The 24,878-nt window shown below is 71.1% G+C and carries 22 protein-coding genes; 5 read left to right on the plus strand and 17 right to left on the minus strand.

Annotation, left to right across the window (positions count from 1 at the left end; translation table 11 throughout):
- Positions 1 to 17 precede the first annotated feature (17 nt).
- The 4 genes from ACFQGL_RS13285 to ACFQGL_RS13300 all read left to right on the plus strand — a co-directional run bounded on the left by ACFQGL_RS13285 (position 18) and on the right by ACFQGL_RS13300 (position 4,306).
- Positions 18 to 557, plus strand: coding sequence for a hypothetical protein (locus ACFQGL_RS13285; protein ID WP_377510756.1), 540 nt, complete (start codon positions 18 to 20; stop codon positions 555 to 557).
- Between the two features lie 185 nt (positions 558 to 742).
- A complete protein-coding gene (locus ACFQGL_RS13290; protein ID WP_377510759.1) occupies positions 743 to 2,617 on the plus strand; it encodes an adenylyl cyclase in 1,875 nt (624 codons plus the stop codon).
- Between the two features lie 352 nt (positions 2,618 to 2,969).
- Positions 2,970 to 3,116, plus strand: coding sequence for a hypothetical protein (locus ACFQGL_RS13295; RefSeq protein ID WP_377510762.1), 147 nt, complete (start codon positions 2,970 to 2,972; stop codon positions 3,114 to 3,116).
- A complete protein-coding gene (locus ACFQGL_RS13300) occupies positions 3,116 to 4,306 on the plus strand; it encodes a YeiH family protein (RefSeq protein WP_377510765.1) in 1,191 nt (396 codons plus the stop codon). The genes ACFQGL_RS13295 and ACFQGL_RS13300 overlap by 1 nt, the downstream gene beginning before the upstream one ends.
- A gap of 80 nt (positions 4,307 to 4,386) precedes the next feature.
- Here the strand turns inward: ACFQGL_RS13300 and ACFQGL_RS13305 are convergent, their stop codons facing one another.
- The 6 genes from ACFQGL_RS13305 to ACFQGL_RS13330 form a co-directional block, all read right to left on the minus strand.
- The gene (locus tag ACFQGL_RS13305) at positions 4,387 to 5,880 is read right to left on the minus strand and encodes an acyltransferase family protein (protein WP_377510768.1); all 1,494 of its coding nucleotides are present in this window, start codon (positions 5,878 to 5,880) and stop codon (positions 4,387 to 4,389) included.
- Between the two features lie 145 nt (positions 5,881 to 6,025).
- Complete coding sequence (gene wecB, locus ACFQGL_RS13310) at positions 6,026 to 7,186, minus strand: non-hydrolyzing UDP-N-acetylglucosamine 2-epimerase (RefSeq protein ID WP_377510771.1); 1,161 nt, start codon at positions 7,184 to 7,186, stop codon at positions 6,026 to 6,028.
- Positions 7,187 to 7,192: 6 nt separating this feature from the next.
- Positions 7,193 to 8,056 carry a choice-of-anchor P family protein gene (locus ACFQGL_RS13315; protein ID WP_377510774.1) on the minus strand — a complete coding sequence of 288 codons (864 nt, stop codon included), beginning with the start codon at positions 8,054 to 8,056 and terminating at the stop codon, positions 7,193 to 7,195.
- Positions 8,057 to 8,062: 6 nt separating this feature from the next.
- Complete coding sequence (locus ACFQGL_RS13320; RefSeq protein WP_377510777.1) at positions 8,063 to 9,577, minus strand: glycosyltransferase family 2 protein; 1,515 nt, start codon at positions 9,575 to 9,577, stop codon at positions 8,063 to 8,065.
- The gene (locus ACFQGL_RS13325) at positions 9,567 to 10,118 is read right to left on the minus strand and encodes a hypothetical protein (RefSeq protein ID WP_377510780.1); all 552 of its coding nucleotides are present in this window, start codon (positions 10,116 to 10,118) and stop codon (positions 9,567 to 9,569) included. Before ACFQGL_RS13325 ends, ACFQGL_RS13320 begins: the two co-directional genes overlap by 11 nt.
- Positions 10,115 to 10,264, minus strand: coding sequence for a peptidase (locus ACFQGL_RS13330; protein ID WP_377510783.1), 150 nt, complete (start codon positions 10,262 to 10,264; stop codon positions 10,115 to 10,117). The genes ACFQGL_RS13325 and ACFQGL_RS13330 overlap by 4 nt, the downstream gene beginning before the upstream one ends.
- Positions 10,265 to 10,446: 182 nt before the next feature.
- Between ACFQGL_RS13330 and ACFQGL_RS13335 the strand changes: the two genes are divergently transcribed.
- Positions 10,447 to 11,499 (plus strand): LCP family protein, encoded by a 1,053-nt coding sequence (locus ACFQGL_RS13335; protein WP_377510786.1) that lies wholly within the window; start codon positions 10,447 to 10,449, stop codon positions 11,497 to 11,499.
- A 90-nt stretch (positions 11,500 to 11,589) separates the two neighbouring features.
- On the opposite strand, the gene ACFQGL_RS13340 is transcribed toward ACFQGL_RS13335, so the two are convergent.
- The 11 genes from ACFQGL_RS13340 to ACFQGL_RS13390 form a co-directional block, all read right to left on the minus strand.
- Positions 11,590 to 12,453 carry a TylF/MycF family methyltransferase gene (locus ACFQGL_RS13340; protein ID WP_377510789.1) on the minus strand — a complete coding sequence of 288 codons (864 nt, stop codon included), beginning with the start codon at positions 12,451 to 12,453 and terminating at the stop codon, positions 11,590 to 11,592.
- Positions 12,454 to 12,558: 105 nt separating this feature from the next.
- Entirely contained in the window at positions 12,559 to 14,487 is a 1,929-nt protein-coding gene (locus ACFQGL_RS13345; protein ID WP_377510792.1) for a hypothetical protein, read from the minus strand.
- A complete protein-coding gene (locus ACFQGL_RS13350; RefSeq protein WP_377510795.1) occupies positions 14,487 to 15,686 on the minus strand; it encodes a glycosyltransferase family 4 protein in 1,200 nt (399 codons plus the stop codon). Before ACFQGL_RS13350 ends, ACFQGL_RS13345 begins: the two co-directional genes overlap by 1 nt.
- Positions 15,686 to 16,633 (minus strand): glycosyltransferase family 2 protein, encoded by a 948-nt coding sequence (locus ACFQGL_RS13355; RefSeq protein ID WP_377510798.1) that lies wholly within the window; start codon positions 16,631 to 16,633, stop codon positions 15,686 to 15,688. Before ACFQGL_RS13355 ends, ACFQGL_RS13350 begins: the two co-directional genes overlap by 1 nt.
- On the minus strand, positions 16,630 to 17,946 hold the full coding sequence (locus tag ACFQGL_RS13360; protein ID WP_377510801.1) for an O-antigen ligase family protein: 1,317 nt from the start codon (positions 17,944 to 17,946) through the stop codon (positions 16,630 to 16,632). The genes ACFQGL_RS13355 and ACFQGL_RS13360 overlap by 4 nt, the downstream gene beginning before the upstream one ends.
- The gene (locus ACFQGL_RS13365; protein ID WP_377510804.1) at positions 17,943 to 19,115 is read right to left on the minus strand and encodes a glycosyltransferase; all 1,173 of its coding nucleotides are present in this window, start codon (positions 19,113 to 19,115) and stop codon (positions 17,943 to 17,945) included. The genes ACFQGL_RS13360 and ACFQGL_RS13365 overlap by 4 nt, the downstream gene beginning before the upstream one ends.
- Positions 19,108 to 20,418, minus strand: a complete 1,311-nt coding sequence (locus ACFQGL_RS13370) for a glycosyltransferase family 2 protein (protein ID WP_377510807.1) — start codon at positions 20,416 to 20,418, stop codon at positions 19,108 to 19,110. Before ACFQGL_RS13370 ends, ACFQGL_RS13365 begins: the two co-directional genes overlap by 8 nt.
- On the minus strand, positions 20,418 to 21,269 hold the full coding sequence (locus tag ACFQGL_RS13375; RefSeq protein ID WP_377510810.1) for a class I SAM-dependent methyltransferase: 852 nt from the start codon (positions 21,267 to 21,269) through the stop codon (positions 20,418 to 20,420). Before ACFQGL_RS13375 ends, ACFQGL_RS13370 begins: the two co-directional genes overlap by 1 nt.
- Complete coding sequence (locus ACFQGL_RS13380; protein ID WP_377510812.1) at positions 21,269 to 22,117, minus strand: class I SAM-dependent methyltransferase; 849 nt, start codon at positions 22,115 to 22,117, stop codon at positions 21,269 to 21,271. The genes ACFQGL_RS13375 and ACFQGL_RS13380 overlap by 1 nt, the downstream gene beginning before the upstream one ends.
- A complete protein-coding gene (locus ACFQGL_RS13385) occupies positions 22,114 to 23,679 on the minus strand; it encodes a lipopolysaccharide biosynthesis protein (RefSeq protein WP_377510815.1) in 1,566 nt (521 codons plus the stop codon). The genes ACFQGL_RS13380 and ACFQGL_RS13385 overlap by 4 nt, the downstream gene beginning before the upstream one ends.
- Entirely contained in the window at positions 23,672 to 24,715 is a 1,044-nt protein-coding gene (locus ACFQGL_RS13390) for a sugar transferase (protein WP_377510818.1), read from the minus strand. The genes ACFQGL_RS13385 and ACFQGL_RS13390 overlap by 8 nt, the downstream gene beginning before the upstream one ends.
- Between the last annotated feature and the right edge of the window lie 163 nt (positions 24,716 to 24,878).

Here is a 24,878-nt window from a genome sequence, read left to right on the forward strand (position 1 = left end):
CGGGTTATCCTGCGCCGGTGGAGGTCACGGCGCAGGGCGAGCGGCTGGCCGCCGACCTGGGCCGCTGGTTGGCCGACCTGACGTTCGTCGACCTGGACACCGACGAGGTCACCGCGCGGGTGATCGAGTCGGTGGTGCGGTGGGCCGAGGCGCAGGGCTGGCGGGTCTACCGCCGCGCGCCGAGCGTCCTGCCGTTGCCGCCGCCGTTGGAGCAGCGACAGTCGGTCCTCGACGTGGCGTGCGCCCGACCCGACGGCCCGCCGGTCGTCGTGGAGGTCGACCACACCGACCGGGCCCGGACGGTGCAGAAGCTGCGCGCCGAGGCGGACGCCGGCCGGATCCCGCTCTGGGTGCGCTGGGGCGTGGGACGGTTCACCGCGCCACCACCGCCGGTGCGGATGGTGACCTGCGAGGTGACCCGTCGCACCGGGCCGGCGGGGCGCGGACGGCTGCACAGCCGCACCGTCGACCGGCCCGCGCCGGCGCACTCGTTCGGTGGCGAGACGGTGGCCGAGCAGGCGTTGCCGATCCCGCTGGCCGAGCCCGGGGCCAGCTAGATCGTGCTTCTTTGCCCGGCCGGACGAATTTCGCAGCCCGTGGTCATAGCGCGCAGTCGATTTACCGGGTAGAAACATGCCGATCCCCCTGTTCGGCTCGACCGCCGTCCGGAGGGACTGGAGAGCGCTCTCACCGCCCCAGCTGCGCCGGCAGCACGCGCCGGCCAGCGGAGAGGACGAACCGCATGACAAACCAGCCCCGAGGGGTACGCCGGAGAACCGGTCGTACCCTCGTCTTCGCTCTGCTGGTGACCACCGCCGTCACGATGACCAGCACCGCCGCCACCGCCCACCCGCCGACGCACGGCGCACCGGACTTCGGGCCCAACGTCACGATCTTCGACCCGGCCACGCCGGTCAGCGAGATCCAGCAGACCCTCGACGCCGCGCACGCCCAGCAGGTCGGCAACGAGATGGGCACCGCACGACACGCCTACCTGTTCAAGCCGGGCACGTACGGCACGACCGAGCAGCCGTTGCAGGCCAAGGTCGGCTACTACACCGAGGTGTCCGGCCTGGGCGCCTCGCCCACCGACGTCACCGTCAACGGCAAGCTCGAGGTGTACAACCGCTGCCTGGAGGCCGACGGCACCGCCAACTGCCTCGCCCTGGTCAACTTCTGGCGCACCCTGTCCAACCTCTCGCTCACCATCAACGCGGCCGGCCAGGACGGCTGCCGGTCGTCGGCGAACTTCTGGGCGGTGTCCCAGGCGGTGTCGATGCGCCGGCTGAACATCGGCGGTGGCGGACTGTCGCTGATGGACTACTGCACCGCCGGCCCGCAGTACGCCAGCGGCGGCTTCATCGCCGACTCGCGACTGCCGGCCACCACCAACGGCTCCCAGCAGCAGTGGCTGACCCGCAACAGCGAGGTCGGCAGTTGGTCCAACGCGGTGTGGAACCAGGTCTTCGCCGGTGTGCAGGGCGCACCGGACGACGCCACCTTCCCCGACCCGCCGTACACCACCCTGGAGACCATCCCGTTGAGCCGGGAGAAGCCGTACCTCTACGTCGACGGGCAGGGCCGGTACAACGTCCGCGTCCCCTCGGCGCAGCGTGACAGCCGTGGCATCTCCTGGGCCGACGGCCTGACCCCGGGGCGGAGCATCCCGATCCGCGACTTCTTCATCGCGAAGCCCTCCGACCCGGTGCACGTCATCAACAGCCAGCTCGCGCGGGGCAAGCACCTGCTGCTCACCCCTGGCGTGTACGACATCGGGCGCAGCATCGAGGTCCGGCGTCCGGACACGGTGGTGCTCGGCATCGGGCATGCCACGCTCACCGCGGTCAACGGCGCCACCCCGCTGGACGTCGCCGGGGTGCCCGGCGTGATCGTCGCTGGCGTCACCATCGACGCCGGCAGCGTGGAGTCACCGGTCCTGCTGCGGGTGGGCCGGCAGCACGGTCACAACGCCAGCAACCCGCGTAACCCGACGACGCTGTCCGACGTGTACTTCCGGGTCGGCGGCCCGCACATCGGTCGGGCGAACACGGCGCTGGAGGTCAACAGCGACAACGTGCTCATCGACCACACCTGGGTGTGGCGCGGTGACCACGGCGTCGAGGGCTTCACCGAGGGCGTCAACGGTGACACGGACCGCTGGCGTACCAACACCGGACGCTACGGCGCTGTCATCAACGGCGATCACGTGACGGCCACCGGGCTGTTCGTCGAGCACTTCCAGCGGTACAACACGGTCTGGAACGGCGAGTACGGCACCACGATCCTCTACCAGAACGAGTTGCCGTACGACCCGCCGACGCAGGCCGACTGGATGAACGGCGCGGTCGAGGGCTGGGCCGGCTACAAGGTCGGCGACCGGGTACGGAATCACACCCTGTACGGCGGCGGTGTCTACGTCTTCAACCAGAACAACCCGTCGATCCACACCGAGAACGGCTTCGAGGTGCCCGCCCGGCCGGGGGTACGACTGCACCACATCATGACCGTCAACCTCAGCGCCGGGATCATCGACCACGTGGTCAACGGCGTGGGGGACGCGGCCGACACCACCAAGATCGGCGTACCGGTCTACCTCGCGCAGTACCCGCTCCCGTAGCGGCGACCGGGCGTACCGAAGAGGGCTGGAGCCGGGATGGCTCCGGCCCTCTTCGCTCGCGCCGGGTGGGAAAACCGGGCCTTGAATTCCTATCGTCCTGATAGGAAAATAGGTGAATGCCGGTCGGTCCGTTCCTCACGTCCCGTCGGGTCGTGGACCTGATGCGGGTCGCCTCCGGGCTCTGTCCCGGCTCGTCAGCGACCGACTGAACGCCGTCACCGCTGCGCATCCTCGGGCCCCGGGCTCAGCTCGGGCCCTCGTCATCCCCCTTCGCGCCAGGCTGCGCCCCCGCGCGCCCGCGTCCCGCCATCCGATCCCACCCCGCGTGGGTCGGTCGTCCCGGAGGTACGTCATGACCAGCGATCCGTCACCGCCCAACCCGCCCACCGCCCGAGAGTCCCGGCTCGCGTTCAACGAGGACTGGCTGGCCACCATCGTCGGCCTGGCCCTGCTCGGCCTGGTCCTGCTGGGTGCCATCCCCGCCGGGTTGGTGCCCTGATGGCCACCGACGCGATCCGCACCGGCGACCCGTCCCCGGACGCCGTGTCGTCCGACGAGGTCAGCGAGACGTCCGCGACCGCCGTGACCGACGATCCGCCCGGCACGCCGCGCGGCGGCGCGTTCTGGGCCTGGACGGCGCTCGGCCTGGTGGTGGTGCTGGCGCTCGCGGCGCTGACCCGCTACCTGGAGCAGAACGTCCCCGACTGGGCCGAGGGCACCGCCGTCGAGGACATCGGCGCGGCGATCGAATACCCGGTCTACGCGATCGTGCTCGGCCTGCTCGGCAACGTGGCCGTCACGCTGTTCGGGTTGCGCGACCGGATCTCGGCGGCGTTCCGGACCGAGTTCTTCATCAAGACCGGTCTGGTGCTGCTCGGGGCGTCGATCAACCTGGCCGTCATCGCCAGCGCCGCCGGCCCGGCGATCGCGCAGGCGATCCTGCTGATCAGCGGGGTCTTCCTGTTCACCTGGTGGCTGGCCGGCCGCTTCGGGCTCGACGACAAGCTGCGCGCCCTGCTCTCCTCGGCGGTGTCGATCTGCGGGGTCAGCGCGGCGATCGCCGCCGCCGGCGCGGTCCGGGCGCGGCGCGAGCAACTGGCCTACACGGCGAGCCTGGTCATCGTCTTCGCGCTGCCGTCGATCTTCATCCTGCCCTGGTTGGCCGACCTGCTCGGCCTCGAACCCGCGGTGGCCGGCGCCTGGATCGGCGGCAACATCGACACCACCGCCGCGGTCACCGCGGCGGGGGCGCTCGCCGGCGAGGAGGCGCTACAGATCGCCAGCATCGTCAAGGTCACCCAGAACGCGCTCATGGGCGTGGTCGCGGTCGCCCTCACCGCGTACTTCACGCTGCGGGTCGAGCGTCAGCCCGGTGCCGAGCGGCCGGGCCTCGGGGAGTTGTGGCGGCGCTTCCCCAAGTTCGTCCTGGGCTTCATCGCGGCCTCGGTCATCGCCACCTGGTACCTCGACTCGGCCGGCTCGGACGGCAAGGCCACCATCGCCATCGTCAACGACCTGCGCGTCTGGTTCCTCATCCTGGCCTTCGTCAGCATCGGCCTGGAGGTTCGGGTCGCCGCGCTGCGCGAGGCGGGTTGGCGGCCCATCGCGGTCTTCGCCAGTGCCACCGTGTTCAACCTGGTGTTGGCGCTCGGCCTGGCGTCCCTGCTGTTCCGCAACTTCTCGGCCTGACCGGCGGCCACGTTGACCGGCGGAGCACCCGGTCGGCGCGGTGTGGGCCGGAGCCAATCGGGTTCCGGCCCATAGCGGTCTCAGTGCGGTGGTGACGCCGGTTCGGGTCGCGCGTGTCGCGGGCCGCCCGATTGGGCCTGCGGCAGGGGCAACGCCTTCTCCGTCGGGACGGTCACGGTCTTCGTACTGGCACTGCCCGCGCCGGACAGGAACGGCACCGTGTCCTGGTAGGACCAGTTGGTCCGGCGCGCGGCCGTCGCCCTGGTCGGGACGGCATCCGTGATCCGGCTGTGCCGGGCGCTGGCGTCCCGCCGTCCGATCCGACCCAGGCGGCCGAACCGCGTCTTCGCAGTGCGGACGGTCGGCGGGTGGAGGATGGGCAGGGCCTGTCCGGGGATGGTGACGCCGATGGACCGGCGTCGGGTCCGGCCACTGCCGGTCTTGAATCCGAGGGCGGGCCGTTCCACGAGGTGCCAGGACGGCACGGCGAGCAGCAGCGTGCCGAGCAGGCTCAGCACGATGTAGCCGAGCATCCCGAATCGCGTGCCGCCGAGTAGGGCGATCATCTGCTGCGCCGGGAAACCGTAGATGTAGATGCCGTACGTGTAGTCGTGCTTGCGGCCGATCGCGGACAGCCGCTTCGGCAGCGCGACGGCCGCGAACAGCACCAGGTAGGCGAACGCCGGCAGACCGACCGCGAAGAATCCGCCCCGCCACAGCGACAGGACCAGTACGACGCCGGCCGCCATGGCCAGCTTGTTGTGTATCGGGAGCCGGTGCGCGTAGAGCCGCGCGGCCGCACCGAGCAGGAACAGGAAGCCGAGCATCAGCGTCCAGTCGGCGGCGAAGGCCCCGATGAGCGGGAACGGGCCGATCGCCCCGTGCTGCGGCGGCCGGGCGGACCAGGTCGGCGCGTCGAAGAAGTCCCGCAGGATCAGCGCGTAGCAGATGGCGGTCATGACCAGCACGGCACGAGGTGACCGGCGCAGCACCGAGGTCACCACCAGGATCCCGACGATTCCGTAGAACGCCAGGTCGTAGCGGAGGGTCCACAATGAGCCGTCGAACGCGCTCGGCCCACCGACGACCTGCCCGTACGGGGTGTCGGCCAGCAGCCCCGAGATCGGGAACTGCTCCATCGAGGCGAACATGTTCGTCGTGAAGTAGTCGAAGGGCCCTTCCGGGTGCCCCCAGAACCCGTTGAGGTTGCCGTTCTCGTAGAGGGCCGCCAGCGGGGCGAGGACGAATGCGGTGACCAGCAGGCAGGCCCACAGTCCGGGGAGGACCCGCAGCAGGCGGGCCCGGACGTACTGGCGCAGCGTGGACCGCAACGCACTGTCGGTGATGAGGAATCCGGAGACGAGGAAAAATCCGTACAGGCACAACGTGCCCAGGTCGCTCTGCCGGCCGAAGGTGGTCGCCCCGACGTTCCCCTCGCCGAAGCCCAGCGGTCCCGCGTGCGCGATCACCACGCCGCACGCCATCGCCAGGCGAAGCGCGCCGAAAGCGTTCTGCTGGGCCGAGTAACTGCCTTGCAGCGTCGAGAAGCGCTGTCCGTTGAACCACGCCTGCACCTGACAACTCCTCTGCTCACTGAACTTCTCGGACTTGAGGCATCGGTCGCGGTGAACCGCCCGCCGACGTCGTCCAGTATCTAGGCCTTAAGGGGTTTTGTCCGGGTAATGGGCGTTTGTCCAAGTCGGCACGGATGGCGTGCTTTCAGGTGGCGGCCGGCGTCGTGCGACGACGTTGCGCCAGTCGGTTGACCGGCGCCCCGAGCAGCGTCGCGATCGCGGCGACCGAACGCTCGCTGGCCCGACCATCGCCGAACGGCGACCGGCTCGGTGCGCTGACTCCGGTCACCAGGTGACGCAGCCCGGCCGACACGAGTCGTTCGGGATCGGTTCCGACGAGTTCGCCACGGCCCGCCGCCAGGGCCTCCGGGCGTTCGGTGGTGTCCCTGGTGATCAACAACGGCACACCGAGGGTGGCCGCCTCCTCCTGCAGCCCGCCCGAGTCGGTGACGACCAGGTCGGCCACCCGCAGGAGGCCGATCATCTGCGGATAGGGCAGCGGCGGCGTGACCCGGGCGTTGGTCGTCTCGGCCAGCCCGCTGGTGACCTCCGCGCTCAACCGTGGGTTGGGGTGCGCGACCATCACGATCTGGGCGTCCGGGCGGCGCTGTGCCAACCGACGCAACCCCTCGAGCGTCGCGGCCACCCCGACGCCCCAGTTCTCGCGGCGGTGCACGGTGGCCACGACGAGTTGGCGGGTCGGGTCGATCCACTCCGGCGGTTGGGCCGAGCCCCGGTCGACGAGGTCCCGGAGCGCGTCTACGACGGTGTTGCCGGTCACCACGATGGCGCCGGCGGGGACGCCCTCGCCGATGAGGTTCGCCCGGGCCGTGCGGGTGGGGGCCAGGTGCAGGGCGGCGATCCGGGCGAGCATCGCCCGGTTGGCCTCCTCGGGGAACGGCCGGTCCAGGTCGTTGGTCCGCAGGCCGGCTTCCAGGTGTACGACCGGAACGTGGCGCCAGAACGCTGCCGCTCCGCCGGCCAGGGCGGTCGTGGTGTCCCCCTGCGCCACGACCGCCGCTGGACGGTGGTGTGTGAGCAGATCGTCGATCCCCGTGATCAGTGCCGCCGCCAACTCCGCGAGCGAACCGGTGCGCCGTTGCGGGCGCAGGGTCACCTCGGGCTGGAGGCCGAACGGGGCGAGCGCCTCGGTGACGCGTCCCGGCTGTTGGCCGGTATCCGCCACCCGTACCGCGAACCTCGGGTCATCGAGGAGGCGGCGGATCAGAGGCGCGGTCTTGACCCCTTCCGGCCGGGTGCCGGCCAGGATCAGGACCTCTCGTGTCGTCGATTTGCTCGCACACATGTCGGATCAGTTCCGAGCGGTGGCGCGACGCCGCCGCCAGAGCGAGATCCCGCCGCCGGTGCCGGCCGCGAGAGCGCCGATGCCGAGTGCGATCGGTGCCCCGGCCAGCGGGATCACCGGGATGGGCGGCGCGACGGCGTTCGCACCGCAGCTCACCGAACCGATGGTCACTCCGGCCAGTGCCCCGCCGAGCGCGGTCAGGTTCAGCGCCGTGACGCTGAGCTGGCCGAGACCCGAACTGGACTGCCCGTTGAGCGTCAGGTTGATCAGCCCCGGAACGTTCAGCCCGGTGTTCGGCGCCGGGTTGACCGGCAGGCTGAGCAGCGTCGTCTCGACACCGAGAATCGTCGAGGTGATCCGGGCGTTGACCAGGCTTGTGCTGCCCGTCGCCGACGGGCTGCTGGTGGCCGTGCAGGACGAGTAGATGGCGTCCGCAACCAGCGCGATCGAGGCGAGGCCGCTGGTTCCGAGGGTGAGGTTCACCGCGGCCCCGGGCGTGACGATGCAGGACCCGCCGACGCCGATGGTCACCGCGCCTCCGGGGCCGAGTACGCCGGCACAGGCCGCCGAGGTGCCGTCGTTGTACGCGCGGACGTTCTGCGCCAGCACGCCCGCGGCGATGACAGTCTGCGCGCCGAGTACGGCCAGTGGGGGAGATTGGTTTCCGGAGATCGACTCGGTGGTGCCGTCGTTGGTGGCCGAGGTGCTGCCGGAGCTGGCGAGGCCACCACCGAGCAGGCTGATCTGTAGTGCGGACGCTGTCGACTGGGACGTGTCGGCCATCGCTGGCGAGGCCGCCAGGACGGCCAGGGCGAGGCCGCCGGCCAGCGCCGCTGCGGTGCGCGCGAGACCGGATCTGACTCTTGGCATAGAGATCTACTTTCTGACGTGGGCGACTGTGGGGCGGTCTGTGGTGGTGGCGAGGTGGATCAGGTGGCGGGGCGGCCGAATCGAGCGCGGCCCGTCCGATCGGCCTGGACGGCGGGCGGGTTGCACCCGGCGCGGCTGCGCCGGTACCGCCACCCGGCCCACGGCCCTGGTCGCGTCCGGCTGCGGTGCCGGGTCACTCGCGCGGGCGGTCTTCTGCCAGTCGGTGCGGCGGGTCACCATGCGGGCGAACGCCAGCCAGACCGCCACCGACTGGGCATAGCTGTACAGCCAGTGGCAGACACCGAGCAGCAGCGCCTTGTGTAGCGGCAGCTGCGGCTCGCAGCGGATCCGGTAGACGACGCCCCACAGAGCGAATGGCCCGATACCAAAGATCACCATCAGCGGAGGTACCCCCCAGCCGCCGGCGCTCCACCAGCCGCGTAGCCCGTCGCTGGTGTGGTCGATGTACCAGGTCATGACCGCGAGACAGGCGAGGTAGACCGGTGTGCCGAACAGTTGGGTCCACGGCGCCGCTAGGAAATGGGCGATCTCCAGTGTCGCGGAGTTGCGGATCCGCGGTGACCGCAACACCTTGCCGAGGTACCGACCGCACTGCATGGAGCCCTGGGCCCACCGGGTGCGCTGCCGGACCAGTGGGCGAATCCTGGTCAGCGCCTCCTGAGCGACCCAGCTCTCCCGGCAGTACTCGGTGCGTCCGCCGGCCAGCAGAATGTGCAGGCCCAGCTCGAAGTCCTCCAGCAGGGCGCCGTGCCACGGCGTGCCGTGCTCGTCGGCGATCTCGTTGAGCAGGGACAGCCGGGTGAACTGCCCGTTCCCGCCCATCGCGACGCTGCCGGTGTGCCGACGCAGGGACTGCATGGCGGCGATCGGCGCGCGAAACTCCATGTCCTGGAGGCGGATCAGCAGGCGCCCCCAGCGGCTCGTCTCGGTCGGCGGGGCGTGCCGGCGGGGTGCGCACTGGAGCATCCGCACCTCCACCTGCACGGCGCCAACGTCCGGCCTGCCGAAGTACTGCCGGCCGGAGAGGGCGACCAGGCATTGGGGATCGAGTCGGCTGTCGGCGTCCAGGACCCCGACGATCACCTTGCTCCGGTCCGCGTCGGCCGGCAGCCACCGCTCGATGCACCGCCAGGCGGCGTTGAGCGCGGCGCCCTTGCCCTGCCGCGCGTCCGGCAGTTGACGCCGGATCACGTGTACCCGAGGCTGGTCCGCGAGCGCGGCGAGCTCGGCCAGGGTGCCGTCGTCGGACGCGTCGTCGACGCACCAGACAGTGGTGTTGGGGAAGTCGTGCAGCAGGCGCCGTACGGTGTCGCCGACGACGGTCGCCTCGTTGCGGCACGGCACGATGACGTGCCAGTCGAAGCCGTCCGGACTGCCACCTCGGCTACGTCGGCTCTTCAGGTGGAACACCAGGATGCTCAGCACGTACGCGAGGAAGCTGACGCACAGCAGGAACGCCGCCGTGTTGAGCAGCGCGAGGGACTGCATCTCAGGAGACACCGGCGACCGCCCCCCGGCCGTGCCGCCTGCTGCGGCTGACCAGCACCACGAACAGGATCGCGACGGCGATCAGGCCGACGGTGGTGATCGCCGAGCCGATCAGCACGTGGCTGCGTTCGTAGCCGAGCCGGAAGCCCCAGGTCCGCATCGAGACCACGACCGCGGCGAGCCGTAGCTGATTGACCGTGACCAGCAGCACGACGGCGATCGCCAGAGCGTTCAGGCCCCGGGAGATCGAGATGCGCCGGAACCCGACCAGCGTCGAGGCCAGCACGATCGGTGGGATCAGCAACATGGCCACCGAGCAGCCGCTGGAGACCATGAAGCCGACCCAGCGGTGGTCGAGCGGGAAGATGACGGCCGCGCCGATCGAGTCGGCGTTCGCCAGCCCGGTGATCTTGACCAGCCGGGCGTTCAGCCACGCTTCGGCGCTGGCGATGTCATGCCAGCGCCACAGGGTCGCCGACGCGACCGCGAGGCCGAACACGATGCCCACGCTGGCGCGCAGCCACGCCCACACCCCTGATCGGGAATCCGTCACCGCTCACGGCCCAGCATTGCGACGAACCAGAGCGCCAGGCCCAGCACGATCAGCCCGACACCGACCAGCAACCACGACTGGATGGCGATGCCGGTGGCGGCGAGACCGCCGCCGATGTGTGGTCCCTTGGTGGGATGTCCGTACATTTCCCCAACCCCCTCGATAACCCGGAGGCCAGAATGGCACTGGCGAATCGGTCAAAGAGGATAAAAGCGCATGTAGACCCTAAAGAGTGATTAAATGCCTCCAGGGTGCCGGCGTAGACGGCGGCATCCCTTGCCCGGCAACGCATCCCGCTTCCCGAACGGGTCGTCCAGAGGTGGTCAACATGGTGACCGAAGTCCCGGACCGCGCGGTCCTTCCTGCGACGTCCAGATGGCGGGCGATGGCGGGCTGGAAGAAGGCCAGCCTCGCCCTCGTCCTGCTGTTCGCTGTGCTCTGCGCCGGCCTCGCCGTCCTCGGCTTCGGGCTGAAGCACCGGTACGAGAGCCGCGTCCAGCGTGAGGACATCCTCGGCCAGGGCGCCGGACCCCGGGACGAACGGCGGTGGGACTCGGGTCCGCTCAATCTCCTGTTGCTCGGCTCGGACTCCCGCGACGGTGAGCCCGACCAAGCCCTGTACCCGGGTGAGCGGTCGGACACCATCATGCTGGTGCACATCAATGCCAAGCGGGAGGCCGCGACCGTCGTCTCCATCCCCCGCGACAGCTACGTCGACGTCCCCGCCTCGGGGCAGAGTTGGCCCGGCGGCCCCAACAAGATCAATGCTGCGTTCGCGTTCGGGGGGGCCGCGCTGACCGCCGAGACCGTCGCCAGGCTCGCTGGCGTACCGCTGGACGGGGTGCTGGTGGCCAACTTCGCCGCCGTCCGCAAGCTGGTCGACGCGGTGGATGGGGTCAACGTCTGCCTGCCCTACACCGTCAAGTCCTCGGACACCGGCGTCACCTGGCCGGCCGGCTGTCACGACCTGGACGGCAAGGCGGCCGACGACCTGATGCGACAGCGGCACGGGGTGCCCGGCGGCGACTTCGGGCGCATCCACGACCAACAGTTGGTGGTCCGGGCCCTCGCCGAACGCGTCAGCACCACGGGCCTGCTCACCAAGCCGGCCCGGCTCGACCGGGTGTTGACCACGGCGGCGGAGTCGCTGATCGTCGACCGCGATCTCGATCTGGGTGATCTCGCCTTCGCGCTGCGCCGACTGCGGCCCGAGGCGGTCCAGTTCGTCACCGTTCCGTTCAGCGACGCCAACCTGCAGACCCCTGCCGGGTCTGCGGTACGACTCGACGAGGCCCGTGCCCCGGAGCTTTTCGCCGCTCTGCGCGAGGACCGGATGGCGCAGTGGCTTGTCGCGAATCCCCAGACCCCGCCGGCCAACTGACCGGGAGACATCCCGACCGCCGGCCGCGAGACCGGCAGCAGGAAGCGGCGGGCGGGGAGCCATCGAGGCATCCCCGCCCGCCGCTGTCACCTACCGCGATCGCCGCCAGTAGCGACACGTCCAGTCCACCCGGTGGAGCTCGTCCTCAATGCCGTGCTCGGCCCGAAAGTCGTCGACCGCCTGCTTGCACCCGCGTACGGCGTGGTAGTCGTCGACGATGACGTACCCGCCGACCGACAGCTTCGGGTAGAGCGAGCGCAGCGCCACCATGGTCGAGTCGTAGAGGTCGCCGTCGAGACGCATCACCGAGATCTGTTCGACCGGAGCGTTTGGCAGGGTGTCCGAGAACCATCCCTTGAGGAACCGGACCTGGTCGTCGAGCAGGCCGTACCGCTCGAAGTTGGCTCTTACCTGGTCGAGCGAGACGGCCAGGAACGGTTGGCTCCAGAGGGCGTCCTCGACGTCCTCGATCCGTCGAGGGTCCGGCTTCGGCAGGCCGCGGAACGAGTCGGCGGCCCACACGGTCCGATTCCGCTCACCGTGGGCGCGCAGCATCCCCCGCATGAAGATGACCGCCCCACCGCGCCAGACACCGGTCTCGATCAGGTCGCCGGGCACACCCCGGTCCAGCACGTCCGCGATGCACCGCTCCAGGTTGTCCAACCGGCGCAGGCCGATCATCGTCTCGGCCTCCGGCGGCCAGTCGCGACCGGCGGCCCGAGCCTCCGCGTCGAACGGGAACTGGAGCACCAACTCCAGCCCCTTACGTTGCAGCAGGTGCCGGCCGCGCTGGTAGAGCCGGCCGTGCAAAGAACCACGGCGCGGCTGGTACGGCATCCAGGTCTCCCGGAAGATGTACCTGGTCAGTGCCTTCTTGAGTAGGTCACAGTAGAGCGCGCGCGGGTCGTCCAGCACTGGCTCGGACGCCTTTACCGGTACCAGGGTCTCACTCATCGACGAATCTCCTCATCAGTGTCGGGTGTAGCCATGGGCTGTCCGCCCGGTCCGGGCGTCTCACCGGCCGCCCACCGCGAGCCGGCCGCCCCGTTGTGTCGTTGGTCAGCTCCAGTGTTCGGAGTCATCGGCGCCGCCAGCGCCGCCGGCGGGCACCGCCCGGCGCAGGACGGGCTCGGTGCCAAGCCACCCCGAGGCTGACCGCCCAGCCGCCGGAAACTCTTCCCCGAAGGTCGGCCAACGGTCCTCCAGGCTGGAGGTCGTGGCGTGGACGAAAGGCTCCGGCTGCTCGACCTCGACCTCCGGCGGTCTGCCGGTCGGTGCGGGCCGGGCCAGGGGCCGGACGAGGACGCCCTCGACGGCGGCTGACCGGACCGGCGACGCTTCGATGGTCAGATTCGGTTGGGCCACGTCGTCCGGCACCGGATCGGGTCGGGCTTGGGCGGTCGGCACCCTCGGAATCGGCTGGGTGACGCTGTCCTCGACCGCCGCCGGCTGAGCCGCCGGTCGGCCGGTCGGTTGGGCGCTCTGCGGCCCGGCGTCGACAGTCGTGCCGTGGCCCGGATCGTCGGTGGCCCGGCTCGCTCGACGGTGCCGACCAGGCGTACCCGAGGAATCCTCGATCAGGGCGCTGACCAGTTCCCGGATGACCACGCCCTGGGCGACCGACTTCGTGCCCGGCACGGACGAGGTGTTCGGGACCGTGTTCGGTTCCGACCCGGAGGGCTGCCCGTTGCCCTGCCGGTGATCGGGTCCGGACACCGCGCCGACCACCACGACACCCGCCAGCGGGAGCCCGAGCTGCTGAACGAGCCGGGCGGCCCGGGTGCTGTCGTGCAGGTTCGTCCAGCCCGCCCGAACGACCAGCAGCACGCCGTCCGCGTGCTGGGCGAACGTCGCGATCTCCCGCCCCGCCAGGATCGGCGGCGCGTGAACGATCACGCAGTCCTCGTCCTCGCCCAGTGCGGTGAGGAGCGCGCCCAGTTCGTTGAGGGCCTCTGTGTCAGCGCCCTCGCGTGGCTCGGCCGGCAGCACGGTCAGGGTGGGGAATTCGGGCAACCGCACCGGCGGGCACTTCTCCGTCAGCACCTGCTGCCAGGTGTACGGCGCGTCCGGGAAGTGGCCCGACAGCACCGGGTCGCGTACCGCCCCGTCCACCAGTGTGGCCCGGCAGTGCTCGTCGGCCATGCCGAGCCCGAGCAGCGCGGTCACCAGGGCCTTGCCGTCGTCGTCATGGGCGCTGGTGACCAGCAGCCGCCGATGTGGCAGCGGCGCGGTGAGCACGCTGAGCGTGGAGATCGTGGTACGGACCGCGTCAGCGACGTCGGTACGGCGGTACAGCGCGACGGCGTGATGCCGCGCGAACCGGCGGGGCAACTTCGGGAGCACCCCGATGACCGGCAGACCCAGCTGGGCCTCGATCTGGCCGCTGTCGCGCAGCCGGCTGTCGAAGCGTTCGCGCAGGATCGACGCGCCCCAACCGGCCAGTAGCCCGGCCAGAGCCCCGAGCACGCCGTTCAGGAGCGGCTTCGGGAAGGCTGGCTTGCCGGGCGCGCTGGCCGTGTCGAGCACCCGGGCGGTGACGCTGGTCGAGCCGCCCATGTCCAGTCGGCTCAGCTGCTCGCTGACCGCGACGGTGGCCGCGTTCGCGATGGCGGCGGCCTGTGCCCCGGAACGGGCGTTGGCGTGCACGGCGATGATCTGGAGCCCGGGTTCGAACTCGCCGCTGACGTGGCCACTCACCGCCTGTTCGGGCAGGCGCAGGGTGCGTGCCGTCTGGAGCGCGACCTCCCGGGACCCGACCAGCCGGGCGATGGTGGGGGTGAGGTTCTGCGCCAGCCCCAGATCCGCCGGTTGGTCCTCCTCGGTCGGGTTGGCGGTGACCAGCACTGAGGCCTGCGCCTCGTAGCGGGCCGGAAGGAGCTGCGTCACACCCTGGGCGGCGGCCAGACCGGTGCACAGACCGATCAGCGGTACGCCCACTCGGCGCCAGGAGACGCCGAGCAGGCCTTGGACATCTATCGACGCGCTCATCAGGCGATCGCCTCTCTGTTGGGTTGCCCGGCCTCGGCGGGCGGTGTGCGCAGGTACCGGGTCGGGGACCGGAGCCCGCGCCAGGTTGTGCAGAGGGTGTCGGCGATGCGGTTCCAGGAGAATTCGGCACTCGCCTGGCGCAACCCCCGGCTCGCTAGTTCGGCGGTGAGTGCGGGCTCGTCACGTAGTCGCGCGAGACGGGCTGCCAGCGCGGGTACGTCCCCGGCCGGGAAGATCAGGCCGGCGTCACCCACCACGTGGGGGATCTCGCCGACGTCGCTGCCCACGACCGGTACGCCACAGGCCATCGCCTCGACCAGGACCCGGCCGAACTGTTCGCGCAGCGGGATGCCGATCCACGGCACGGTGTTGCGCTGTACCACCTCGACAGACGGCATCGCCAGCACATGCATCTCGTTGAGCAGGGCGGGCAGTTCGTCGTGTCCGACCCAGCGGTGCCGCAGCACCCGGCCGGGTCGCCGGGCCGCCGCCTGGTCGACGTCGTCGCTCAGGCTGCCGTCACCGACCAACAGCACGTCGCAGTCGATCAGCTCGGCGGCGCGTAGCAGATTGTGCACGCCCTTGTGTGGCTCGAAGCGGCCGACGAATCCCACGGTGAACGGGCTCCCGGTCGCGGTGGCCGGCAGCGGCTGGAAGGCGCGGGTGTCCACGCCGAGCGGGACGATGGTGGCAGGTCCCCGGTAGCCCTTGACCCGCAGCACGTTCAGCGCTGCTGGCGTGATCGGGAAGGCGTGGTCGACGGACAGGTAGGCCTGTCGCTCGATCCGGGGGAACGGCGCCGGAAACCGCGTCACCACGTTCTGCGCGGCGTACAGGCTGGTGGGCACACCGGCCCAGCAGCGCTGCCGCAGGCGCAGGGCCTGCCAGGTGGTTAGGTACGCGGCTTCGCCGATGACGTGCAGGATGTCGGGGCGGGCCGTGGTCACGTCGTGCTGACCGGGGATGCGGAACAGCACCGAGGCCATGTGCCCGGTCAAGGATTCGCCGAGCAGGTGCGGCACGACGTGGTACCGCAGCCGACGGTGTACGCGGGCCAGCCGGGACAGCTCCCGTCGGGTCACCGGGGACACGTCCGCGGCGAGCACGGTAAGGGTGACGTCCGGCTGCTCGCACAGGATGTCGAACAGGTCGGTCCAGTGTTCGGTGCGCTTGCCGACGACCGTTGTCAGGACGTGCATCACGCTCCTCCTCTCGTCTCACGTGGAGTGATCGCGATCCGGCCGACGCGGGTCCAGGCCCGCAGCCGGGCTGCCCCTGCCCGGGGCTGCACGGGCAGGCGTATCCCGGCCAGGCCGATCCCGATGAGTGCCCGCAGCAGCACCGCGCCGCGTACCGCGCGCAGGCTGCCGAGCCGGTGGCGGGCGAAGAACCGCAGCATGCTGCGGTACAGGTGCGGCCAGATCCAGGCCGGGTCCGAGCTGCTCGCGCCACCGGTGTGTACCGCGGTCACCGCTGGGACGTACAGCACCTCGGCACCACGCCGGCCCGCCTGGAGGCACAACTCCTCGTCCTCGTAGTAGAGGAAGTAGCACTCGTCGAGCCCGCCGATTGCCACGAACAGGTCCGTACGTACCGCCAGGCAGGCCCCGGACAGCCAGTCCACCGCCGCCGGCTCTGTACCGCTTACGCAAGCGTCGTAGGCCGCGCGGCGCTGCCGGCCACTGAACATCCGACGCAGCCCGACCGGTACCAGCGCCCCGCCGAACCGACTGGCCAGCACCGTGGTGAGGGACTCGAACCGGTGTGCGCTGATCGCGATCCGGCCCTGCGCGTCGACGAGGCGTGGCCCGACGATGCCCACCGAGGGTCGGCTGCGGATGACCCGGACCAGCTCTGCGACCGTGTTGGGTGCCACCACGCAGTCCGGGTTGACGAGGAGCACGACATCGGTGTCGACGCCGGCTGCCGCCCGGTTGACGGCGGTGGCGAACCCGGTGTTGGTCGTGCTGACCAGCACCGTGACCTCCGGGAAGCGGCGCCGGACGAGGTCCACCGTCGCATCGGTGGAGGCGTTGTCCACCAACCGCACCGGCAGCTGTGCCTGTCGCAGCGCGGTCAGGGCGGCGACGATCTGCCGCTCGGAGTTGTGGGTCACCACGACAGCCGTGGCGTCGGCCCGTCTCATGCCGCCACCCCGAACCGTTGCAGGAGCACTCGGCGTGGCCGAGGCCGTGCGGCCTGCCCGAGCGGCTCACCGGCCCATTGGGCGGTGAGCAGGGTCAGCGCTGGCAGCAACCCCAGTTCCCAATGGCCGTCGGTCGGCGCGGCGAACAGCGCGGCGGCCAGGAATCCGCAGGACAGCGCCGCGAACGGCAGCGCGATCCCGTCCCGGTCGCGCAGCCCGACGCGGACGCTACGCAGGATCGGCCAGAGCACCAGCGCCAGGCCGACCAGGCCGAGGTTGGCCAGCACCGTCACGTAGAACGCGTGGTAGACCGGTCCCACGTCGGTGAAGGTGAAGCCCGACAGGTAGATGTCCGGCGTGGTCTGTCCGAGTCCGGCGCCCACCAACGGCTGTTCGGCGAAGACGTCGAGGCCCACCGTGGACTCCGCGCCCCGGTAGCCCGCGGACTGCTCCAGCCCTTTGGTGACCTCCGAGGCCCGCTCCCGTACGCCCGGATGTAGCGCGAGCAGCGCGGCCATCACGACCCCGGCGGCCGCGGTGACCGCCAGGCCGGTCCGGACCGCCCGGCCACCGCGGACCAGCATGATCAGTAAGGTGAGAGCGGCCGCCAGCCAGATCCCCCGGTACGAGGCGAGCAGTACGTCGATGGCGAAGAACGCGCCGAGCAGGAGACTGGCGGTGCGGCGCCACCCTCGTTCGCGTCCGGCGATCCAGATCAACGCCGGGATGGCGAGCAGCGTGATGAGCCCGCCGTGCCGGCCCGGCACCGTGACCGCGACGGCCGTGAAGGCGCTCGCCAGCACCACGTACAGGATGGAGGCGGAACGGACCCGGCGGGCCGTGGTGAGGGTGCGGGTGGCGACGAAGAAGTAGACCGGGATGGTCGAGATCTGGTAGGCCGCCACCAGGACCTCCGACGGATGGTTGCCGACCGCCAGACCGTAGGCCGCCGCGACGACGGTCAATCCGATCAGACTCAGCATGCCGAGGTCGGCGACGGTGCGCCCGGCGCGTCTCTCGATCCCGAGCCAGTGCCGGACGGCCATCGCGGCACCACCCGTGCCGAGCAGCAGGACGTGCACGGCGATGTACCCCCGTACGTCACCGCCGCTGAGCAGCGCGCCCAGCACCGTACCGCCGAGAATGCCGACCGGCAGCACAGCCCAGGGCCAGAGCAGGAACACGCCCCAGCTCAACAGGCCGACAGCACCGGCCAGGCCGAGCGGTCCGGGCAGCACGGTCACCAGGGTGACCAGGGTGCCCAGCCCGGCGCCGCCGAGCAGCACCGTGGGCGTGACGATCGGCACTCTCATCGCGGCAACCCCGCCAGCAGCGCGCGCAGCTCGACACCGCGAGCCGACCAACTGTTCCTCGTCGCCAGCTCCCGGCGGCGGTCCGCCTCGTGGGGCACACCGGCCTCGTCGAGCGCGTCGCTCACCGCTGCGGCGAAGCTCTCCGCGTCGCCGGCGAGCCGGATGGTGTCGGCCAGCGCCCGCAGGGCCGGCAGCGGCGTCGCGACGACCGGCTTGCCGAGAGCCAGGTACTCGTAGCACTTCTTCGGGTGTACGTAGTCCACGAGCCCGCCCACCCGGTAGGGGATGATGGTGACGTCGCAGGCCCGCAGGATGCTCGGGACGTCGACGAAGCGCACGGCGTCGACCAGCTCCACGTTGGCGAGCCTCACCAACGGAGCCCGGCCGGCCCGGGTGGACGGGCCGATCAGCAGGAAGGTCCACTCGGGGTGCGCGCGGGCCACCGCGGCGACCAGTTCCGCGTCGAAGGCGCGGGTGTCCACCGCGCCGCAGTAGCCGATCCGGGGCCGGCGCAGCCCGGTCAGCCAGGGCGCGACCGGGCCGGCGGGGGAGAAGCGGTCCGGATCGCACCCGTTGGGCAGCACCACCGGTGGCGGGTCGGAGACGGGCATGCGTTCCGGCAGTGCGGTGGACGAGGCGAGCACCAGGTCGGCGGCACCGACGGCCGATCGCAGGGCTCGGCGTAGGTGCGGGCGATTCCAGCGGCGGGTGAACGTCCAGTCCAGGTCGGTGGCGTCGTAGACGACGGCGGCCTCGCCGAGCCGGGTGGCGACGGGCGCGGCCAGATCCTCGTCCAACCAGAGCAGCCGTACCGAGGCGGACCGCCGCCGCAGCCACCGGCGGAGCAGGAACGCGGCCAGCCAGCGGTTGACCCGGTTGGCCGGGGACAGGTGGCGGCCGAACGGCAGCAGCGCCGGCCCGGCGGTGTGCCAGAGGTCATCGGCCACCAGTTCGACCTGAAGACGCCAGCGGGGAAGGTGCCCGGACGGGTCGACGAAGAGCACCCGGTGGTCCACGGTCAGCTCGCGGGCCAGTGCGTGTTGCCGGTGGGCGCCATTCGCCCACGGTGTGCCGCTGAAGATCACCACCCAGTCCCGACCATCGACGGGCGGGCCGGCCGCCGGCGTCGGCAGCGTGGCGAGGCTCTGCTGGGGTCCCTGTTCAGCCACGGCTCGACCGGTCCAGAGGCTGTGGTCGTACTCCAGCGGGCAGCAGCTCGTCCTCGCCGAGCCGGCCGAGCACCGGGCGGGCCTGCTCGTCGTCGAGCCGCAGCAGCCGGGCCCCGGCCTGCCGGTCCAACCAGCCACGCAGGGCACTGGCCGCGATGCGGCGGTTGACCCAGTTCACCAGCGGCAAGCGGTCGCCAAGCGGCAGCGCGGTCGGCGCGACGGCATGCCAGGCGGCGGAACCGATTGGCGTCACCCTGGACCGCCAGCGGGGACGCCGCGTCGGCGGGTCGACGAAGAGCAGGCGTTGCCCGGGTGCCAACTGCGCCAGTACCGCAGGGTGTTCGTCGGCGGACCATCGCGTCGGGCTGAACAGCACCACCCAGTCGCGGATGTCGCCGTCGGGCAGCGGGCCGACATCACCGCGCAGCGCCGCGCGCAGATCGGTCAGGCCGAGCTGGACCGGTCGACCGCAGAGCCGCTTGGCCAGGTGGTCCGCGAACAGCGCGGCCCGGAACACCACCAGCCGGTGCCGCGGCTGGGTCAACCGCAGGTACTCGACCAGGCTGCCCAGCAGGTGTCGGAAGCGGATGGTCGGCCCGAGCAGGCGGCAGGACGCGCCCCGGCTGTGGGTGACCACCGCGTCCGGGATCATCCACAGCTCGTGCCCGGCCTGGCCGAGCCGTCGGGCGAGGACCGCGTCGTTCCAGTAGATCGGGAAGGTCTCGTCGAAGACCTGGTGCGGTTCGAGCACGTCCCGGCGCAGCAGCATGCAACTACCGGACGCGAGCCGCCGGGGCCGGCTGAAGTCCTCCCCGCGCATCTGGAACGTGTGCAGTGCCTGGCGGAATCCGGGCAGTTTGCGCCACGCGGTGACCAGCGCGATGGTGGCCGTGAAGCTGGGCAGCCGGACGTAGTGCTGTTGGAAGGTGCCGTCCGGGTTGAGGTACAGCGGGCTGACCCCGGCGGCCTCGGGTCGCTCCCGAAGGTGGTCGATCATCCGGGACAGCGCGCCCGGGTGGAACCGGACGTCGCTGTTGAGCAGCAGGATCAACTGCCCGGTCGCCTGCCGGTACGCCTGGTTCACCGCGGCGGCGAAACCGGTGTTGCGCTCGTTGCGGATCAGCCGGACCCGAGGCTGGTGGGCGAGCAGGTCGGCCGATCCGTCGGCCGATCCGTTGTCGACCGCCACCACCTCGTAGTCGAGCTCCGGGTCGGCGGTCGCGGCCAGCGACTCCAGGCACTGCCGGGTCTGCTCGCGGGTGTTCCAGCTGACCAGCAGCACCGAGAGTTGCGGCGCGCGCATCACGACACCGCCCGGTCGTCGCGGCGTGCGAACACCCGCAACAGGTCGCCGAGGTGCGGGTGGGTCACCCGCGGCGAGCGGCTGGCCGCAAGATCGGCGACGAGCAGATCCCGCGCGTTGCGCAGCCGGCCCATCGGCCGCCAGTAGAACCGGGAGAACACCGTGTCGTGCGAGATCACCCGGAATCCGGACTCCATCAGCATCCGGCTCAGCGTCTGCGGGGTGAAGTGCCAGCGATGGTACGCGGGGGCGACCGCAGGCCAGTCTCGGCCGAGGCGGTGGGCGGCGGCGGAGGCGATGTTGGGTACTTCGAGGGCGAGCCAGCCGTTGGGGGTCAGGGCGGTGTGGGCGGCGTGGAGGAAGGCGCGGGGGTCTTCGACGTGTTCGAGGACGTGGAAGGCGCAGACGGTGTCGGCGGTGAGGGTGGGTGCGATGGTTTCGAAGTAGCCGTGGCGTACGGGCATGTGGAGGTGTTCGTTGGCGAAGCGGGCGGCGGCTTCGCTGACTTCGATGCCGCTGGTGGTGATGCCGGCGTGGTGGGCGGCTTCGAGGAAGTAGCCGCCGGCGGGGCCGGCTTCGAGCAGGACCTTGGGGCGGACGGCGGACAGCAGCCAGCGCAGCCGCCGTCGCGCCTCGAACCGGCGCTGACCGGCGGAGGCGAAATAGTCCTGGTATCCGTCGGTGGTGTAGTAGGCCTCGTCGTAGAGCTCCGCGGGCGGCTTGGCGCTGCCTGCCGTCCAGACGAAGCCGCAGTCCGGACAACTCCACAGCAGATCGTCGAGGGTCGACGAATGTCCACCCGCGCGGCCGCAGAGCTGGCACTGGACCAGCTCGATCCGATCCAGTTTCATCAGGAACTCCGTCCGGTAGGAGGGATCCGAGCGATCACTCGGAGCAGGTCGCCGAGGCGTGGGTGGGTCAGCCGCGGCGAGCGGAGACCGATCAGGTCGGCGGGTAGCAGGTGTCGTGCGTGCCGCAGCCGGTACCCGAGCGGCATGTAGTAGCGGAAGACCACGGTGTCCTGCCGGACCACCTCGAAGCCGGCGGCGGTCACCAGCCGGACGAGGGTGTCCGGGGTGAAGTGCCAGCGGTGGTAGCGCGGTTGCAGGCCCGGCCAGTCCCGGCCGAGGCGGTGGGCGGCGGCGGAGGCGATGTTGGGTACTTCGAGGGCGAGCCAGCCGTTGGGGGTCAGGGCGGTGTGGGCGGCGTGGAGGAAGGCGCGGGGGTCTTCGACGTGTTCGAGGACGTGGAAGGCGCAGACGGTGTCGGCGGTGAGGGTGGGTGCGATGGTTTCGAAGTAGCCGTGGCGTACGGGCATGTGGAGGTGTTCGTTGGCGAAGCGGGCGGCGGCTTCGCTGACTTCGATGCCGCTGGTGGTGATGCCGGCGTGGTGGGCGGCTTCGAGGAAGTAGCCGCCGGCGGGGCCGGCTTCGAGCAGGACCTTGGGGCGGACGGCGGACAGCAGCCAGCGCAGCCGCCGTCGCGCCTCGAACCGGCGTGGCTCGGCCCGGAAATAGTCGTCGTAGCCGCCAGCGGCGAAGTAGTCCTCGTCGTAGCGCCCGTCGGCCTCGGTCTGTGCCTGCGCCGTCCAGCTGAACCCGCAGGCCGTGCAGCGGCGCAACAGTCCACCCAGCCGGGGTAGATGGGCTTCGCGTGGTCCACACACCACGCACCGCGCAGTCCGGCTGTCGATGCTCATCGCTGGCCTCCGCCGCTTGGTGACAGGACGGCGGCGGGCGTGCGCAGCAGCCGGTGCAGTCGCGTCCGGTCGGTCGCGCCGACGTGGCCGCCGACGACGAGCAGCGCGACGGCGACGACCAGGGTCAGGCCGGCCCGGGTTGCCACAGCCGCAGCGGCGTCGAGCCGACCCGGGCCGTCCGGCAGGTACTGGCCGGCGGCGGCACCGATCAGCCCCGCCGCGACCGCCGTCGCGACCGGCGGCCAGATCGCCCGCGCCAGCGGGAGCAGCGGCCTGGCCGTCGCCGAGTGGAAGTAGACCAGGAAGTACCCGGTGCTCAGCACCACCGCCAGTGCGGTCGACAGCGGTACGCCGAGCGGGCCGCACAACCACAGCAACGGCACCGTCAGTGCCAGGTTGAGCACGACGGAGAGCAGTACGTAGCGCGTTTCCAGCCCGGGGCGGCCCTCGGTGCGGGCGACGATGGTCGCCGCCCCGGTGATCAGGTTGATGGCGTAGGCCGGCGCGAGGATGACGATGTTCGCCGCGGCCCAGGGGACCTGGTGCCCCAGCCACAGCCGGACCAACGGGTCGGCGCTGACCATCAGGGCGGCGGTTGCCGGTGCGAGGAACAGCGCGAGGTAGCGGGTGGCGGATAGATAGAACCGGTCCAGCCATCCCGTGCCCCGGGCGACCGTGCGGGCGACGGCCGCCGGGAACAGCACGACGAGGGCGAAGCCCGGGGGCAGGCGGAGCAGGTTGAGCAGCCGGGTGCCCAGGTCGAAACCACCGGCGACGGCCGGACCGAAGGCGCCGCCGAGGACGAGACGGTCGAGTTCCACATTGACCACACCGGCACCGCTGGACACCTGTACCCGCAGGCCGTACGAGCCCACCCGGCGTACCTCTCGCAGGTCCAACCGGCCCCACCGCGGCGACAGCTCGGGGTGCCGCCGGTGGGTCGCCGCGGCGAGCAGCAGGGTACGGAGCGCGCCGGTCGCCGCGGCGGAGGCGGCCAAGGCCGCGAGCCCGCCACCGAGGCGTACGACCAGGATGGCCAGCGCGGCGCCGAGCACGGCGCTACCCGCGCCGATCGCGGCGAGGGACCCGTACCGCTGGCCACCCTCCAGCACGGCGCGCCAGGGCAGCTCGACGGCGCCGGCCACCAGGCCGACGACCAGCCAGAGGGTGGCGTGCCAGGCCTCGCCGGCCAGGTCATCCAGGCGCAACAGCGCGGTGAGCCACGGCCAGCCGACGCCGAGCGCCCCCAGGGTGAGGAGCCCGAGTAGTGCCGCCCAGCCCAGCCCCAGCCCCAGCAGCCGGCGCACCAGGTCCCGGTCGGCCGCGCTCTCGGCTCGGGCCACCTCACGGACCAGAGCGGAGCCGAGCCCGAGGTCGACCAGGGCAGCCATCGCCAGCAGGCCGGCCAGCACGACCCACACCCCGAACTCGCGGGGCCCGAGGTGCTCGTAGATGACCGGCACCGAGATCAACCCGCAGAGCGCCATGACCACCCGGGCAGCCAGCATGCTGGCGGTGTTGCGGGTGACCCGCGCGTCGACCGTGTTGGCTGGGCTAGCCACGGGGGAACCCCCGGAGCAGTTCGACGACGGTCAGCAGGAGCAGGGCCAGGTCGACCCGCATCGAACGGCAGTTCAGGTAGAGCAGGTCGCAGCGGAGCTTGTCCTCGACGGTGGCCGCGTATCCGCCGGTGAGTTGGGCGATCCCGGTCAGCCCTGGGCGGATCAGGTGCCGCAGGTCGTAGTGGGGCAGCCGCTGGAAGTCGGCGATGAACTCCGGACGTTCCGGTCGGGGCCCGACGAGGCTCATCTCGCCGCGCACGACGTTCCAGAGCTGGGGCAGCTCGTCCAGCCGGGACCGCCGCAGCCAGCGTCCGACCCGGGTGACCCGCGCGTCGTCCGGCTGCGCCAGGACCGGGCCGGTGACGCTCTCGGCGCCGACCTGCATGGTGCGGAACTTGACCACCCGGAACAGCCGGCCGCCCGCCCCGACGCGCTGCTGGAGGTAGAACGGTGGGCCGGTGAACGACACGACGGCGGCGACGATGAGGATCAGTGGGACCACCACGACGGTGCTGAGCAGGATCACGCCGAGGTCGAAGAACCGCTTGAGCCATTCGCCGCGGGGGCGGCCCGCCCCCGAACGGAGGCGGATCCAGGGCAGCCCGCCGAAGCGTCGCATGGTGGGTGCCCGCAGCAGCCCGTAGACGGGCCGGGCCAGCACCATGATCTCCACGCCGAAACTCATGCAGGTGGCCATGAGCCGTTCGTCGATGGTTTCCAGCGAGTGCTTGAGTAGCAGGAGCCCGGGTCGGACCTGGGCCAGGACCGTCCCGACATCATCGGCACGTGCAGGTACCGCAAGTCGGACCGCCACGTCGAACTCGTCGTCGAGCCGGTCCGGCACCGGTGCCACGTTGCTCGGCTCCAGCACGACCACGCGTACCCGCCGTCCGGCGGGGTCCGACCCGGCGTTGCCCCCGAGCGGTCCGGCGACGTGCGGGCGGTGCGGTGGGATTTCCTGGTGCGGAATCGCCGTGTCGACGTCGGGCGTCGCGGCAACGCCGGGCACCGGCGGTGTGTGTGAGGTCTCCCTCAACGCGGCGACCTCCCCCCGTCGGGTGCTCAAGGGCACCCGGATGAGCACCCGGGAGCAACCTATTAGGGATGAAAGACCCAAAACCACCGAAATGGCAAAGAAAAAACTTCTCTGGTACGGGATCCGCGAGCGCGCTAGATCGTGTAGCCAAAAGTCCGTTTCG

It is taken from the genome of Micromonospora vulcania (genome assembly GCF_042658605.1).
In the GTDB taxonomy this organism is placed as follows: Bacteria; Actinomycetota; Actinomycetes; order Mycobacteriales; family Micromonosporaceae; genus Micromonospora; species Micromonospora vulcania.

Bases quoted from the DNA above. Each gene is read 5' to 3' on its own strand.
- ACFQGL_RS13290 (WP_377510759.1), top strand. From the start codon at position 743: ATGACAAACCAGCCCCGAGGGGTACGCCGGAGAACCGGTCGTACCCTC.
- ACFQGL_RS13295 (WP_377510762.1), top strand. From the start codon at position 2,970: ATGACCAGCGATCCGTCACCGCCCAACCCGCCCACCGCCCGAGAGTCC.
- ACFQGL_RS13300 (WP_377510765.1), top strand. From the start codon at position 3,116: ATGGCCACCGACGCGATCCGCACCGGCGACCCGTCCCCGGACGCCGTG.
- wecB (WP_377510771.1), bottom strand. From the start codon at position 7,186: ATGTGTGCGAGCAAATCGACGACACGAGAGGTCCTGATCCTGGCCGGC.
- ACFQGL_RS13315 (WP_377510774.1), bottom strand. From the start codon at position 8,056: ATGCCAAGAGTCAGATCCGGTCTCGCGCGCACCGCAGCGGCGCTGGCC.
- ACFQGL_RS13330 (WP_377510783.1), bottom strand. From the start codon at position 10,264: ATGTACGGACATCCCACCAAGGGACCACACATCGGCGGCGGTCTCGCC.
- ACFQGL_RS13335 (WP_377510786.1), top strand. From the start codon at position 10,447: ATGGTGACCGAAGTCCCGGACCGCGCGGTCCTTCCTGCGACGTCCAGA.
- ACFQGL_RS13340 (WP_377510789.1), bottom strand. From the start codon at position 12,453: ATGAGTGAGACCCTGGTACCGGTAAAGGCGTCCGAGCCAGTGCTGGAC.
- ACFQGL_RS13345 (WP_377510792.1), bottom strand. From the start codon at position 14,487: ATGAGCGCGTCGATAGATGTCCAAGGCCTGCTCGGCGTCTCCTGGCGC.
- ACFQGL_RS13350 (WP_377510795.1), bottom strand. From the start codon at position 15,686: ATGCACGTCCTGACAACGGTCGTCGGCAAGCGCACCGAACACTGGACC.
- ACFQGL_RS13355 (WP_377510798.1), bottom strand. From the start codon at position 16,633: ATGAGACGGGCCGACGCCACGGCTGTCGTGGTGACCCACAACTCCGAG.
- ACFQGL_RS13360 (WP_377510801.1), bottom strand. From the start codon at position 17,946: ATGAGAGTGCCGATCGTCACGCCCACGGTGCTGCTCGGCGGCGCCGGG.
- ACFQGL_RS13370 (WP_377510807.1), bottom strand. From the start codon at position 20,418: ATGCGCGCGCCGCAACTCTCGGTGCTGCTGGTCAGCTGGAACACCCGC.
- ACFQGL_RS13375 (WP_377510810.1), bottom strand. From the start codon at position 21,269: ATGAAACTGGATCGGATCGAGCTGGTCCAGTGCCAGCTCTGCGGCCGC.
- ACFQGL_RS13380 (WP_377510812.1), bottom strand. From the start codon at position 22,117: ATGAGCATCGACAGCCGGACTGCGCGGTGCGTGGTGTGTGGACCACGC.